The following is a 14,155-nucleotide window of genomic DNA, read 5'->3' as shown; positions in this document are numbered from 1 at the left end:
CATGGTCGCTTTCCAGACATTCACGCCGTCTTTATGTCGGCTGCTTCCGGTCCAGAATGGAGACCAAGTGGACGAAAAGCCCGGGACCCTCTTTCCGCAGGCGTTCGTCGAAGCCTTCCGTGACGCCCCCGACCTGCCCGCCTTCGAGCACGGGGCACGCACGGTCACCCGGGGGGAGGTGCTCGAGCTGACCGCCGGCTTCGTCCGGGGGCTGCGCGCCGCCGGCCTGGCCCCGGGAGCCCGCCTGGCCCTCGACACCGGCGTCACACCGGAGGCGTTCGCGGTGCGCGTCGCGGCCCACCTCGTCGGCTGCCAGGTGGTCGGACTGCGCCCCGGACTGACCCGTGAGCACCTGCGCGACATCCTCGCCCGGGACATCGAGGCGGTGGTGACGGACGACGCCGCGAGCCGCCCCGAACTGACTGCTGCCGCGGGGCGGTCACGACTCCTGGAGACCGGCGGCGCGCTGCGGCCCCCGAAGGGCTTCACCGCCGCACCCGGCGACCTCACTCCCCGCGGCGACCGCGACGGCGTCGGCGTCATCCACCTCACCAGCGGCAGCACCGGCCGGCCCAAGGGCACGATGGTGACCTACGGGGCCCTCTCGGAGCACTGGGCCCTTCAGCCCGCCCGCTGGACCGACCGCGTCCGGCGCCTCGCGGCGCGCTACGAACGGTTCCTGCTCTTCGGCACCCTCACCAGTGCCGTCATGTTCGAGCACCTGGGCCTCGCCCTGCTGGCCGGGGGCACCGCCGTCGTACCGCACCGGCCTCTGGTCTTCCCCGACGTCTTCGCCGACCTGCGCGTCACCGCCTGCATGACCACGGTGCCACGCCTGTACGGCATCCTCGACGCGGTGCGCGACACCGGCGCGGACACCAGCAGTCTGCGCGCCCTGGTCGTGGCCGGATCCCCTCTTGCCCCGCACCGGCTGACCGAGGCGGCCGAACTGCTCGGGCCGGTGGCCCACCACGCCTACGGACAGACCGAGACGGGCATGCTCACCCTCCTCGAACCCGAGGAACTCGCCGCCGACCCCCGCCTCGCCGACACGGTGGGACGCCCCCTCGACACGGTCCAGATGACCGTGCGCGACGAGGACGGCCGCGACCTCCCGCCGGGCGGCACGGGCGAGGTGTGGGTGCGGGCGGCGGACGCGTTCAGCGGCTACTGGGAGGACCCGCGGGAGACCTCGGACGTCCTGCGCGACGGCTGGGTCCGCACCCGGGACCTCGGCCGGCTGGACGCGGGCGGCCACCTCCGGCTGACCGGACGCGCGCGCGACGTCGTCATCGTCAACGCCGTCGTGCACTACGCGGGCCCCATCGAGCGCCTCCTCGCCTCCCACCCCGACGTGGACCAGGCATACGTCGTCGGGATCCCGGACGAGCGGACGGGCGAGGCCATCCACGCCTTCGTGGTCCCGCAACCGGGCCGCGCACCGCAGGAGGAGGCGCTGCTCGAACTGGTGGCACGGGTCCTGGGCGACGCCAGCGTCCCGGCAGGCGTCAGCACCCTCACCGACGTCCCCGTCGCGGCGAGCGGCAAGCCCGACAAGGCCGCCCTGCGCGCCCTGCTGACACGCCCCTGAGCGGTCCGGCGCGCCGACCCTGCTCCTCGCCCGGGCGGTCGTCCCGGGGCGCGGGCCGCCGGCCGGGGACGCATCGTCAACACCGGCTCGGCCATCACCCTGACCCAGAACCGCGATGTGGCGTCCCCGGCCAGCAAGGACACCGTGCACGCGCTGACCCGCCCGAGCGCCGAGGAGGCGATCGCCCGGATGACGGCCGTGCAGCCATCAAACGGGCGTCGGTTCGGCCGACCTCGGCAACGCCCTCGCCTTCCTGGTCTCCGACGACGCCGACCTCGTCGCCGGCCGGATCCCGCAGGTGGACGGCAGGGTGACCCGCACCGGAGCCCGACCCCGTTCGCCACCGCAGCCGACCAGCCCACCTGTTCACCCGAACAGGTGGTTTGGCGAGCTTCGACGGCCTGCCCCCACCCAGACGCAGTGTGCTGGAGCGCGCAGGCACGTCCGGGCCGCGGAACGCCCGGGCCGGGGACCACCCCCGGCCGCCACGGTGACGGAGCCTGGTTCCAGAACTGGGGGACGACCGGTATGACCTCTTCTCAGGCCGACGGCCGGGGGCTGGACGAGCAGGCGGTCCTGCTCGTGGCGGGCCTGGCGGACCTGGCCGTCAGCACCGTGAGTTCGGCCCTCGGCACGGCACGGCAGCTGCTGCGCCGGTCCGACGGGCCCGACCTCGCACGCGACGCCCACCAGGATCTGCTGGCCCGCGGCCGTATCGCCCTGGACCGCTACGCCGCCGCACCGCCCGCCCACCTGGAGGTGCTGGCCCGGCACGCGGCGACACGCCGGACGGCGCCCGGCGGCGATGTCTGAGCGCTTCGACACCGCCGCGTTCAAGGCCCGTGTCGACACCGTCCTGCACGAGTTCCTCGCCGAGGAGGCCGAGCGGCTCCGCGCGATCGACGACGCGCTCGCGCCGGTCGCCGGGCAACTGCGGGCGGCGGCGGAGCACGGCAAGCGGCTGCGGGCGGCGTTCTGCTACTGGGGTTGGCGCGCGGCCGGCCAGCCCGACAGCGCTTCCCTCGTACGCGCGGCGGCCTCCATGGAACTGGTCCACGCCGCCGCGGTCGTCCATGACGACCTCATCGACGACAGCCCGCTGCGCCATGAACTGCCCACCGCTCACGTGGCGTTGCGGTCCGTGGTCACCGGCCGGCCGGGTGCCCGGGGCGCCGCCCGCGCACTGGCCATGCTGGTCGGCGACCACCTGATGGCACTGGCGGGGCAGTTGTTCGCCACCAGCGGTCTGCCCGCCGCCTACCTCACCCGCGCGCGCCCGGTGTGGGGCGACCTGGCGAGGGAGTTGATCGCCGGCGAGTGCCTGGAGATCCTCCACACCGGCGGAGAACCCGACCCGCTCGTGTCGCTCAAGGTGGTGCGCTACAAGACCGCGAAGTACACGGTCGAGCACCCGCTGCTCATCGGCGCGCTGCTCGCCGGTGCCGCCGCCCGGCTGCGGGCCGGTCTGTCCGCGTACGGGCTGCCGCTGGGCGAGGCGTTCCAGCTGCGTGACGACCTGTTGGGCCTGTTCGGGGACCCCGGACGCACGGGCAAGGCGAGCCTGGACGACCTCCGCGGCCGGCGGCCCACCGCGCTGCTGGCCGTGACCTGGCGGGCCGCCCCGCCCGACCAGCGCCAGCGCCTCGCCGGCGTGCTGGGCCGCCGGGACCTCACCGCCGAGGATCTGCGCGAGGTGCGCGAGCTGATGACCGCCCTCAAGGCCCCCGACCAGATGGAGGACATGATCGCCTCCCGGGTGCGGGAAGCCGTCGGCAGCCTGGACGCCCTCGATCTGCCGGAGCCGGCCCGCCGGGCCCTGACCGAGCTCGCCGGCTCGGCCACCGACCGTCATCACTGACCAGATCACCCTCGCCCGCCCGACCGCCCGCACCGGCCCGACCACCCACACTGATCCGCCCCTGCCCACGACGGCTGACCCTCGTAGCCGAGCGGCTCACCGGAAGGACTGCCGACATGACCTGCACCGATGCCTCCATGGACGCCCTGCGCCAGTCGGGGGACGAACTCGCCGACGCGGTGGTGGCCGCCTTGTTCGAACGGGGCGAGGTGGGCACGTTCAACACCCTGATGCGCTACGTCTCCACCGCCGGCGCCCCGCTCCCCGACGGGCTGCCCGACGTCGCCCGCGAGTACCTGCGGGCCACCGCCGTGCCGCCGGCCTGGGTGGACTGGGGGGAGATGGAGAGGGCCCGGCTGTTCTTCATCGACAACAACGTGCACATCTCCACCGCGCTGGCGTTCGCCTCCATGCCCGCCTGCTACGTCGTCCCCCACGTCGCGAAACTGCTGTCGGCCACCCACGGGCTGGACTACCCGTCCAGGCGGATGGCGGAGACCGGCCAGTTCACCGTCTACCTCATGCAGCCCGATGCCTTCGAGGCGGGCGGGAAGTTCGTCCCGGCCGCGCAGAAGGTACGCCTGCTGCATGCCTCCATCCGTCATCACCTCAGGCGGGAGGGCCGCTGGGACGTCGAGGCACTCGGCGCGCCGATCTGCCAGGAGGACATGATCGGCGGACAGATGTTCTTCTCCCTGCTCGTCCTGGACAGCCTGCACCGCCTGGGCGTCCACATGAGCGTCGAAGGGGCGGAGGCCTACTACTACGCCTGGCGCGTCGTCGGCGCGATGCTCGGCGTCGACCAGGACGCCGTTCCCAGGACGCTGGACGAGGCGCGGCAGTTCCTCGACCTGTACATGACCCGCCACATGGGCCCCTCACCCGAAGGCGCCCACCTGACCCGACAGCTGATCGACCTGTACGAGGAGGTCGTCCCCGGCACCTTCTTCGACCCGGTCGTCTCCGCCCTGATCCGCTACCTGACCGGCGACACCTGCGCGGACTGGCTCCAGGTGCCGCGCACCGCCTGGGACAGCGTGGTCAAGGCCGCCCCCAGCCTGCTCGGCGTGCTGGAGGCCATCGAGGACCGGTCCCCGCTGGGGGCCTGGGCCCTGGACCGCCTCGGCCACCTCACCACCATCTTCGAACTGTCGTCCCTCACCCGCGGCCGCGTCATGCACTACGCCATCCCCGAGCAGTTGAAGAAGGACTTCGGCGTCACCGGCACCGTGCCGCGCGCCCGCCGCTGGACACCGCCCGCGCCGACGGTCGCGCCCTGACGGTCAGCACGGACACCTCGGTCGCCGGTGCGGCCGGTCTCCGGCGTCCCCGAACCGGTGAGCGACGCAAACACACGACGGCAAGGCCGAGTTGGCCGCCATCGGCGTCGGCACGGAAGACCGCAGCACCAGGGGCCGTCTGTCGCTCGTCCGGCTTGGACACCCTCGAGCTGTGCGGGAGGCCCCGCCGTCCTGCCCGATCGGCCAGGAGACCACCCGACCGAGTCGACGACCTCGAACTCGCGCTCACCGGAATCGACACGGCAACGACTTCCAACGCCCTACAAGCCGGCCGATCACTCGGCTAGTGTCGTGTTCCCCTGCGAAGGCAGGGGCCGGTGGCAAGGAGAGGGAGTCCGTGGCTGTGCTTGCTCGCGTGCCTTTGGACGACGGCGGGTCCGTGCTGGTGGAGAGCCCGCCGGGCGTCGACGGCGGCGGGCCGGTGAAGGCCGGCCGGATCGGTGACACCATCCACGATCTGCCGACGAGTCTGCAAAGGGCCCTCGGCCCGGTCACCCAGGCCGCGCGGGCGGCGCTGGAGCAGCTGCGCAGGGCCGGGCCCACCGAGATCGAGGTGGAGTTCGGGGTCGATCTGTCGTGCCAGGCCGGAGCCGTGATCACCAAGGGTGAGGCCGCGTGTCACCTGAAGGTCAGGGCGACGTGGCGGCGCGGTGAGCCGGGCACCGACGAAGAAGGCTGAGCCGTGGGCGCCGGCTCGTCGGTGACCGGCGGCCGCTTGGCCGCCGCCGTCGCGCAGATCCTCGGCCCGGCGGGCACGGTGGCCGGAGCGGGCTTCCTCGCTGCGGACGGCATCCTGGTCACCTGTGCCCACGTGATCACCGCGGCCGGAGCGGGCCCGGGCGGCACGGTGCGCCTCGCCTTCCCGCAGGCGCCCGGCGCTCCGACGGCCCAGGGCCGGGTGCTCAGCGAGCCGTGGCGGGCCCCGGCCGCCGATGACGTCGCCGTGCTGCGCCTCGAAGCGGGGGACTCGTGGCCGGATCCGCTGCCGCTGGGCTCCGCGGCGGGCTGCCACGGGCACCGGGTGCGTTCGTTCGGTTTCCCGACCCAGGCGCCGGCCGGTGGTCATCACGGCTACGGCACGGGGGGCCATCTGATCGAGCGCGGCACCGACGAGGGCGGCCCGCTGCTCCAGCTGACCGACGCCAACGACCTGACGACGGGCTTCAGCGGCGCGCCGGTGCTCGACGAGCAGACCGGCAGGGTCATCGGCATGGTCACCGCCATCACCGCCCCCGACGCCCATCTGCGCGGGTCCGGCGTCGCGTATGCCACCCCGACCGAGGTGCTGCGCAATGCGTGGCCGGATGTGGCCGTGCGCGAGGACGAACGCCCCTATCGGCGGGCGCTGGAACCGTTCACCGCCGAACACGCCGCTTGGTTCCACGGCCGGGACGCCGCAGTCGAGCGGGTGCTGGAGGCGCTGGCCGCGCAGCGCCGCGCGGCGCTGCTGGGGCCGTCCGGCGCGGGCAAGACCTCCCTCGTGCAGGCCGGCGTGCTGCCGGCCCTGGCGGCGGGCCGTCTGCCGGGAAGCGACCGATGGCTGCCTGTCCTGGTGCGCCCGGGGCAGGACCTGACGGCCGAGCTGGAACGGGCCGGCCTGTCCGGCTCGGCCGATGACGGGCTCGCCGGCGCGGTGGAGCGTCTGCTCGCCGCCGAGCCCCGCCACCGCCGTGTCCTGCTGGTCGTCGACCAGTTCGAGGAACTCCTCACGCACGAGACGGCCGCGGGGCCCGCCGCCGGCCGCTCGCTGACGGCCCTTCGTCAGCTCACCGACGCGCTCACCTCCTCCGCCCCGCTGAGTGTGCTGCTGGTCATGAGGGACGACTTCTACCCGCGGCTGGCCGCGCTCGCTCCCGAACTGCTCGACGCCATGGCCACAGGAGTGGTGAACGTCCCCGCGACGCTGGACGCCCGGGAACTGGAGGCCATGATCACGTTGCCTGCGCGAGCGGCCGGCGCGCGCTTCGAGGAAGGGCTCCCGGAACGGATCGTCACCGACGTCCTGGCTGCCGGACGGGAGGGCGCGGCGAGCCTGCGGGCGCCGGTCACCGTGCTGCCCCTGCTGGAGCTGACTCTGAGTCAGTTATGGGACCGGAGGGTCGACGGATATCTCACCCATGACGCCTACCAGGCCCTCGGCCGGGTCACCGGAAGCCTGGCCACCTGGTGCGACGAGGCGGTCGCAACCCTGCCGGACGAGCGCCGGCCGGTGGCGCAACGGATCCTGACCGCCCTGGTGCGGCCCGCCGACGAGGCCCACGACATCCCTCCCGTACGGCAGCAGGTCCCGGTGCCCACGCTGCGTGAGCTGGCCGTGGACGGCACGTCCGGCGTCCGGCGCGACGAACAGCTCACCCGCGCGGACGAGACGCTGTCCGCCCTCACGCGGCACCGCATCGTCACCACCCGCGCGGTGCGCCTTCCGGGCCGGCCGGAGAACGACCCCGACCAGCCGGTGGTGGCGGAACTCATCCACGACGCACTCATCCGGGAGTGGGGAAGGCTGCGCGACTGGGCCCGCGACGACCGGCAGTTCCAGGACTGGCTGCACCGCGCCCGTGAACAGCACGCGGTGTGGACACGGTCCGCGCGCCCGGCCGACCTGCTGGACGGCACCGATCTCACCGAGGGCATGTCCTGGTCCGCACGGCGCGGAATGCCCGCCGACATCGCCGCCTTCCTCAACCGGTCCTCCGCTGCCGCGACCCGCCGCCGCCGGCTGCGCCGCGCCGCGCTGGCACTGGTGACGATCCTGGCGCTCGTCGCCTCCGGCACGGCGGTGGCCGCGCTCGTCGAGCGCGGCCAGGCCGTCGCGCAAAGGCGCAGCGCCCTGGCCCGGACCGTCGCCGCGGAGGCGCAGAACCTGCTCAGGTCCCAGCCCGGCCTGGCCAAGCAACTCGCCGTCACCGCCTACCGACTGGACCCGGCCATCGGCACCGCTGGAATGGTGGCCGCACTGCAGGCACCGGGAATCTTCGACCGCACCGACCCCGTGCTCGATCTGGCCGTCACCGGAGACACCCGCACCCTGCTGCTGTCCACCGGCAGGAGCATCGCCGTCTGGAACGCTTCCGGCGGCCGCGTCAGCACCATCCCGGGTGTCGCCGCCGGGCCGCTCGCGGTCAGCCCGGACGGACGGGTGCTGGCGGCCGGCACAGGGACAGGCACCCTGAGGCTGTGGTCGCTGGCCGATCGCAGGCGTCCCGCACCGTTGGTCACCCTCCGGGCCGGGTCACGCGGCGTCGCCGCCGTGGCCGTCAGCGCGGACGCGCGGCTTCTCGCCGCGGGCGGTCCTGACGGCGCCATCCGGCTCTGGGACATCTCCGCACCCGCCGCACCCCGACCGCTGCCGTCGCTGACCGGACATCCCGGGGGCGTCGACTCCCTGGCGTTCTCGCCGGCCCGCCGCCTGCTGGCCAGTCACGGCGCCGACCACCGGGTGCGGCTGTGGGACACGGGCGAAGCCGCGCACGCCCCGCAGACCCCCGTAGCCACGCTCGCCAAGGACCAGGTCAAGGCGGACACGTACCCGTCGTACCGTCCGGTGACCCACCCGATCGCCTTCAGCCCGGACGGAGCGGTCCTGGCGGGCCCCGGGGACGCGCACAGCGCGATCCGGCTGTGGAGCGTCGTCACCCCGGCGAAGACACGTCTGCTGGCCGCGCCCGGCACCGACGACGTGACGGCGGGCCCCCACGCCGACGACTGTTCGAAGGGGCTCCTGTCAGTCTCCTTCAACGGCACCGGACACGCCCTCGCCACGTCGTGCCAGGACTTCTCCGGATCGCTGACGCTCTGGCAGGGCCAGGACATGACGCATCTGACGGCCGTGCACGAGATGCCGGGCGTGGACGTCTCGGCCAACGGTCCCGCGCTGTTCGAGCCACGCAGCGATGTCCTGCTGCACGCGACCGGCGGCGGCGTGCAGCAGTGGGACGTCTCGAACCCCAACGAACCGGGTGCCGCGGCCACTTACGGCCAGCGACCGAACGGCTTCGAGAGCAAGGCCGTGATCAGCGGTGGGCGGAGAAGGCTGCTCGCCGTGGTCGGCGGGAACCTCGGGCAACTCACTGACCTCACCGGCAGCAAGGGCCACCATGTGATAGCCGACCTGCCCGGCGCCGACGTCGGCGCGTCCGCCGCGGCGTTCACGCCGAACAGCGCGGTTCTGGCCGACAGCGAGCGCACGCGTACGGGGAAGCTGGTTCTCCGGCTGCGCGACACCACCCGGCCGGGCGCGCCTGTGCTCGCCACCGTCGACGCCGTCGACCGCGGCGTGGTCAGCATCGCGTTCACCCCGGACGGCCGGACGATGGCCGTGGCCGACAACAACGACTACCAGGGGGGTCCTCCCCGTAAGCCGTCGGTGAAGCTGTTCGACGTGCGCGATCCGGCCCACCCGCGGCGGCTCGCCCGGCTGGCCGTCGACGCCCTTCAGGTCGCGGTGTCCCCCGACGGCCGTCTGCTCACCGTGGGCACCGCCGACGCACTGCTGACATGGAACATCTCCGATCCCCGGCACCCCGCCGTCCGGCCCGCCTACCGGCTGACACCGGGGGGATCGACGTCGGCCGCCGTGTTCCGTCCGGACGGCCGGTGGGTCGCGGTCAGCGACGGAAGCGGCGTGATCCGCCTGTGGAAGGTGGACGGCGACCGGCTCACCGGAACACCCACCGTCATCCGCTCACCCGGGGCCGGCGCAAGCCCACCGTCCTTCAGCCCCGACGGACGCACCCTGGCCTTCGTGGAGGACGGCGACACGAGTGACGTCATCGGTCCGGCGGACGATCGCGGACGGGTGGCACTGTGGGACGTCAGCGACCCGAGGGCTCCCGTGCCGCAGGGGGGCATGGCCTACCTGGACTCCATCAGCATCGCGGGAACCGTCGCCTTCAGCCCCACCGGGCACTTCCTGGTCACCACGATCTCCGGGTCGGTGGACGTGTGGAGCACGGTCCCGGAGGACGACGAGGACCAACTGTGCACGGCCGTCGGTGACGTGATCGACCAGGACGAGTGGCGGCGGTACGTGCCCCACGAGCGGTATGCCCCGCCATGTGCCCGCCCCAACGTGCCCAGCAGGCTGTACACGGTTCCCGCGGCCACCTCCTGACGGGCCCCGGTGGCCGGGGCCGCGGCAGGGCCGAGGGCAGTCGACCCCGTGTTCCGGGCCACTGTCCGGTGGTGGCGCTGGCGACGGTGGGCTGATCCCGCCGGATCCGCGGATCGTTCTGTCCGACCCCGGGCAGCGGCCGGGAGCCGGGCAGATGGCCGCAGCGCCGGACTGGCCGGTCACCGCGGTGAGGCGGGCGTTCTCACCGTGCGGCTGCCTGGCGGGGTTGCGGCGGCCCCCGAAGGAGAGAGGTCGCAGGCCGCCGGGGCGAGTGGCGAGGCGCGGACCGGGAGAACGTGTCCGGGGCCGAGGTTGCCGCCGAGCCCGGGAAGGCTGCGTCGGTGAAGGCTGTGGATGACCAGCTGACCGACGAGTCGGTAGGCCGCCGCCCGCGGGCTCAGAGGCCTGCAGCTGGCCGGTGAGGGCGGGCTGTCGCAGCTGGCAAGCGCCTCCTGGAGTCCGCTCCGGTGGGGCCCGACCGCGAACCCGTCCGCGACCTCTTGTGTGCGGGGGCGGCTGCGTCCTCCGGCGCTGCCCTCGACCGCATCGCGTCGGTGTGCGGCTTCGGCACCACCGGACCCTCGTACGTGCCTTCTGCCGCCGCCTGGACGCGGTGCCGGTCCAGAGTGCCGCAAGTGCTGTGACGCACGCCACGGTTGAGGTTGACCCGAGGTCAGGGTGCAGGCTCTGTGCAACGGCCCGGCACCGAGCGGGGCCCACACGACGCGGAGGCACACCATGCCCAGCAATCCCGCCCCTCAGGGCCTGGACCGGCCAGAGCTGCAGAAGGCGATCGAGGAGATCGCGGCGTCCGGGATCCTCGGGGTGCAGCTGCGGGTCGACGACGAACACGGTGTGTGGGTAGGCAGCGCCGGGTGCCGCGAACTGGGCGGATCCCAACGCCCGTTGACGGACGCGCACTTCCGGATCGGCAGCACCACCAAGAACTTCGTCGCGACGACGGTGCTGATGCTGGTGGCCGAGGGCCGGACCGGCCTGGACACCCCGGTCGCCGACCAACTGCCGCGGCTCGGCCTCGACCGCCGCATCACCGTACGGATGCTGCTCCAGCACACCAGCGGGATCTTCAACCACACCGGGGAGTACTACGAGGACGGGAGGGTCGCAGCCGGCATCCCCTGGCAGGGCAAGGAATGGGTGGACCTGCGCTTTCACACCTACGAACCGGCAGAACTGGTCCGGTTCTCGCTCGCCAGGCCGGCCCGGTTCGAGCCGGGGGCGGGCTGGAGCTACGCCAACACCAACTACGTGATCGCCCGGCTGCTGGTCGAGGAGCTCACCGGCCGCCCGTTCGCCGAGGAACTGCGGCGACGGATCCTCGAACCGCTGCACCTGACCGGCACGCTGGCGCCGGGCGCGTCCCCTGACATCCCGGACCCCCACAACCACAGCTACTACCGCTACGACGACGGAGGGGTGGAGCGCACGATCGACATCACCCGGCAGAACCCGTCCTGGGTCGGCGCCGGCGGCGACATGATCTCCACCACCGCGGACCTGCACACGTACTTCTGTGCGCTCATGGGCGGCGTGCTGCTGCCGGATGCGCTGCTCGCCGAGATGCGCGCCCCGGAGCCGACCGTCGGCTACGGCCTGGGGATCTTCGCCCAGGATCTGGGCGAGGGCCGCACCGTCTACCACCACAACGGTGGCCAGGGCGGCTCGGCGGCACTGATGTACGCCTCGGCCGACGGCACCACGACACTGACCGCCGGACTCAACTACGTCGACGACCCCGGCCTGTCGCTCGCCGTGCCCTTCCAGAAGGCCCAGCAGCGGCTCGTGGAGGAGGTGTTCGGCACACTGGGCGCATGAGCAACGGAGTCACGATCGGGCAGGCCGCGGCCTTCGTCGGCATCACCGTGAAGACGGTGCGGCATTACCACAAGCTCGGGCTCGTCGCAGAGCCGGAGCGCGACAGCTCCGGCTACCGGCGCTACGGCTCGGCCGACCTGCTGCGCCTGGTGCAGGTACGCACCCTCGCCACCGCCGGAGTGCCGCTCGCCGACACGGCGCCCCTGCTGGCTGCTGACAGCGCGCGGTTCACCGCCGCGCTCGCTGACGTGGAGCGCCGACTCGTCGACCACATAGCGGAGTTGACCGCTCGACGCGAAACGCTGCGTCGGCTCGCTGACGGTGACCGGGCCCTGCTGCCCGACCGGGCCTGCGCCCTCCTGGACCGCATGCGCGCCCTCGGCTTCGCCGCTGAGTACGTCGCCACGCAACGCGAGGCGCTGGTCCTCGCCAAGGCGCTGATTCCGGCCGGCTTCGACGGTTTCCTGGCCGTCCAGGAGAGCCGCCTGACCGATCCCGCCTACGTCGAACTGACCCAGCGCGGCTGGGAGGCCGAGAGCTGGGACCTGGACGACCCGCGCATCGAGGAACTCGCGGCAGCTCTCGCCGACCACTACCTCGCCCACCCCGAACTCCTCGAGGCCAGCGGCCCGATGCGGGCCTGGGCGACCGCCGCCGCCCGCTACGGGCTGATCAACAACCACGGCGAGGAACAGGCTCCCGTCTCGGCCCGCCTGACCGCACTGACCGAACGAAAGCTCCGCGCGGCCGGCTTCCGGGTGCCCCGAGTACCGTGACCCGGCAGCACGTTCACCCTGCGGCCTTGCCGGCCGGCGCGGGCAGCTCGCACGTGCTGTGCGGGGTGTGATCGTGGAGGGGGCGGTGCCTCCGGTCCTCACCTGTTGCCTGCGGGGACAATCGTTCGGTTGAAGCCCCGCGGTGGCTTTCGCCGCGTAGGCGACCGCCCTTCACGATCACCCTGTCGTGCGCAGGTCCCGGAGACCTCGCGCCGGCCTGGTCGGACGTACCGCTCAACGGACCGGGATCGTCCAGGGGACCTGATCCCGGCAGCCGGGCAGTTGTGACGTGATCGTGCAGGCGGCCGGCGACGGCCGCCTGCACGACGTCGGGCGCGGCCGGAGGACGACCGCCGACCTGCGCGCCCTGTACCCGGGCGACACCGGGAGGGAGGTACTGCTGTGATCGTTCGACTCGTGGGCGGCCCGCTCGGTGTCCGTGAGCTGTCGACCGCCTCGGGCGCGTGGGCCGGAGAACTGGCTCACCGCCGGCGACGCCGACCGGGGCCTGTACGCCCCGGGCACAGCGAACCGGCGAGTGTGATCACCTGGGCGGTGATCACGCTGATGCCCGCCGCCTGACCCGCCGCCGAGCAGGGAACACGACCTCCGTCCGGCCACGGCATTGATCTGCACTTCTGACGGGCCGCTCGCATCCGCATCCGCCTTCCGTCGACCAGCTACCCACCCGAGCCCGGCGAAGAGCCCGGCTCCGGGGCGCTCACGGGGCTGCGGTCCTGAGGCCGGCCGGGGGTACGTCGGGCAGGAGGCGACAGAGGTCGAAGACGGTGGGATCCAGGTCGGCCGCCATGAGCAGCAGCGACAGCGGCTGTGCGCGCAGTCCGGTCACGGTCGCCCGGCGCTCCGGGCCGCTGGTGGTGGGGGTGAAGAGGAGGCGGAGGCCGGCGACGTCCATGAAGGACGTGCGGCTCAGGTCCCACTGCAGGTCGGTCACCTGCGGTGGCAGCGCGTCGACGGTGGCGCACAGCGGGGGCAGGGTGTCGAAGTCGATCTCTCCGCAGAGGGAGATGCGTGCGAAGGTGCCGTCGATCGTGGTGGTGATGTTCACGCGGGCGTGCCCCCTTCCGGGGGTTGGTGAGCCCAAGGACGAAGCACCCCCGTTGGGGGTGGTACGACGATGGCGGGGGGCCGGGTGCCCGGGATGGGGGCAACGCCCGAACTCCCCAAAGACCGGCACCCAGAGATGCCGACCGGTCTCGTTGTCTACTCCCACCGTCACACAGACACCCCCGCCGCCACGACTGCCTGCGTGAGAATTCCCTGTGAAGCCCGCCACCACCCAGGCCGACAGAACCGGCCCCGGCAGAGCAGAGCAACAGCTCAGATCCGCTGTCCGACTCCCAGACGGCCGGGCACCTGCTGCCGCGCGCACATGGGGTCCTGCATCAGATACAGACCTGTGCCGACGCCACCGGTGACATCGACTGGCTGGTAAAGATCGACTCCACCATCGTCCGCGCTCACCAGCACGCTGCCGTACCCGGCCGAAAAGGGTCAGGCGCCGGCCGGACGAACCGGACGATCACGCCCTCGGCCGATCCCGCGGAGGACCGACAATCAAGATCCACCTCGCCTGCGACGGCAGGGGCCGTCCTCTCGCCCTCCGGATCGCGTCTGCGTCCCCGGGAGTCACTCCGTGACCCGACCGCATGACCGATG

9 protein-coding genes and 1 pseudogene are annotated in these 14,155 nt (G+C 72.9%); 9 read left to right on the top strand and 1 reads right to left on the bottom strand.

Features of this window, described 5'->3' with window-relative positions; genetic code table 11:
• Window positions 1-67 precede the first annotated feature (67 nt).
• The 8 genes from AB0N63_RS12435 (at window position 68) to AB0N63_RS12400 (ending at window position 12,475) form a co-directional block, all read left to right on the top strand.
• Window positions 68-1,591 carry a fatty acid--CoA ligase family protein gene (locus tag AB0N63_RS12435; protein ID WP_365527728.1) on the top strand — a complete coding sequence of 508 codons (1,524 nt, stop codon included), beginning with the start codon at window positions 68-70 and terminating at the stop codon, window positions 1,589-1,591.
• Between the two features lie 528 nt (window positions 1,592-2,119).
• The gene (locus AB0N63_RS12430) at window positions 2,120-2,404 is read left to right on the top strand and encodes a polyprenyl synthetase (RefSeq protein ID WP_365527725.1); all 285 of its coding nucleotides are present in this window, start codon (window positions 2,120-2,122) and stop codon (window positions 2,402-2,404) included.
• Window positions 2,397-3,449, top strand: coding sequence for a polyprenyl synthetase family protein (locus tag AB0N63_RS12425; protein WP_365527723.1), 1,053 nt, complete (start codon window positions 2,397-2,399; stop codon window positions 3,447-3,449). The genes AB0N63_RS12430 and AB0N63_RS12425 overlap by 8 nt, the downstream gene beginning before the upstream one ends.
• Before the next feature lie 116 nt (window positions 3,450-3,565).
• On the top strand, window positions 3,566-4,729 hold the full coding sequence (locus AB0N63_RS12420; protein ID WP_365527719.1) for an oxygenase MpaB family protein: 1,164 nt from the start codon (window positions 3,566-3,568) through the stop codon (window positions 4,727-4,729).
• A 358-nt stretch (window positions 4,730-5,087) separates the two neighbouring features.
• Window positions 5,088-5,429, top strand: coding sequence for a CU044_2847 family protein (locus AB0N63_RS12415; protein WP_365527717.1), 342 nt, complete (start codon window positions 5,088-5,090; stop codon window positions 5,427-5,429).
• A 3-nt stretch (window positions 5,430-5,432) separates the two neighbouring features.
• Window positions 5,433-9,863, top strand: coding sequence for a trypsin-like peptidase domain-containing protein (locus tag AB0N63_RS12410; protein WP_365527714.1), 4,431 nt, complete (start codon window positions 5,433-5,435; stop codon window positions 9,861-9,863).
• Between the two features lie 738 nt (window positions 9,864-10,601).
• Window positions 10,602-11,699, top strand: coding sequence for a serine hydrolase domain-containing protein (locus AB0N63_RS12405; RefSeq protein WP_365527711.1), 1,098 nt, complete (start codon window positions 10,602-10,604; stop codon window positions 11,697-11,699).
• Window positions 11,696-12,475, top strand: a complete 780-nt coding sequence (locus tag AB0N63_RS12400; protein ID WP_365527709.1) for a MerR family transcriptional regulator — start codon at window positions 11,696-11,698, stop codon at window positions 12,473-12,475. Before AB0N63_RS12405 ends, AB0N63_RS12400 begins: the two co-directional genes overlap by 4 nt.
• Before the next feature lie 721 nt (window positions 12,476-13,196).
• Here the strand turns inward: AB0N63_RS12400 and AB0N63_RS12395 are convergent.
• On the bottom strand, window positions 13,197-13,544 hold the full coding sequence (locus tag AB0N63_RS12395) for an STAS domain-containing protein (protein ID WP_365527707.1): 348 nt from the start codon (window positions 13,542-13,544) through the stop codon (window positions 13,197-13,199).
• A 368-nt stretch (window positions 13,545-13,912) separates the two neighbouring features.
• Here AB0N63_RS12395 and AB0N63_RS12390 point away from each other — a divergent pair.
• A pseudogene (locus AB0N63_RS12390) lies at window positions 13,913-14,097 on the top strand (IS5/IS1182 family transposase); the annotation flags it as partial.
• Window positions 14,098-14,155 lie beyond the last annotated feature (58 nt).

Origin of the sequence: Streptomyces sp. NPDC093260, from assembly GCF_040683715.1 — a bacterium.
GTDB lineage: Bacteria > Actinomycetota > Actinomycetes > Streptomycetales > Streptomycetaceae > Streptomyces > Streptomyces sennicomposti.
This window is presented reverse-complemented; position numbering and strand designations above follow the sequence as displayed.

What these genes read in the sequence shown, in the direction of transcription:
- AB0N63_RS12425 (WP_365527723.1), top strand. Translation starts at nt 2,397, where the DNA reads ATGTCTGAGCGCTTCGACACCGCCGCGTTCAAGGCCCGTGTCGACACC.
- AB0N63_RS12405 (WP_365527711.1), top strand. Translation starts at nt 10,602, where the DNA reads ATGCCCAGCAATCCCGCCCCTCAGGGCCTGGACCGGCCAGAGCTGCAG.
- AB0N63_RS12430 (WP_365527725.1), top strand. Translation starts at nt 2,120, where the DNA reads ATGACCTCTTCTCAGGCCGACGGCCGGGGGCTGGACGAGCAGGCGGTC.
- AB0N63_RS12400 (WP_365527709.1), top strand. Translation starts at nt 11,696, where the DNA reads ATGAGCAACGGAGTCACGATCGGGCAGGCCGCGGCCTTCGTCGGCATC.
- AB0N63_RS12420 (WP_365527719.1), top strand. Translation starts at nt 3,566, where the DNA reads ATGACCTGCACCGATGCCTCCATGGACGCCCTGCGCCAGTCGGGGGAC.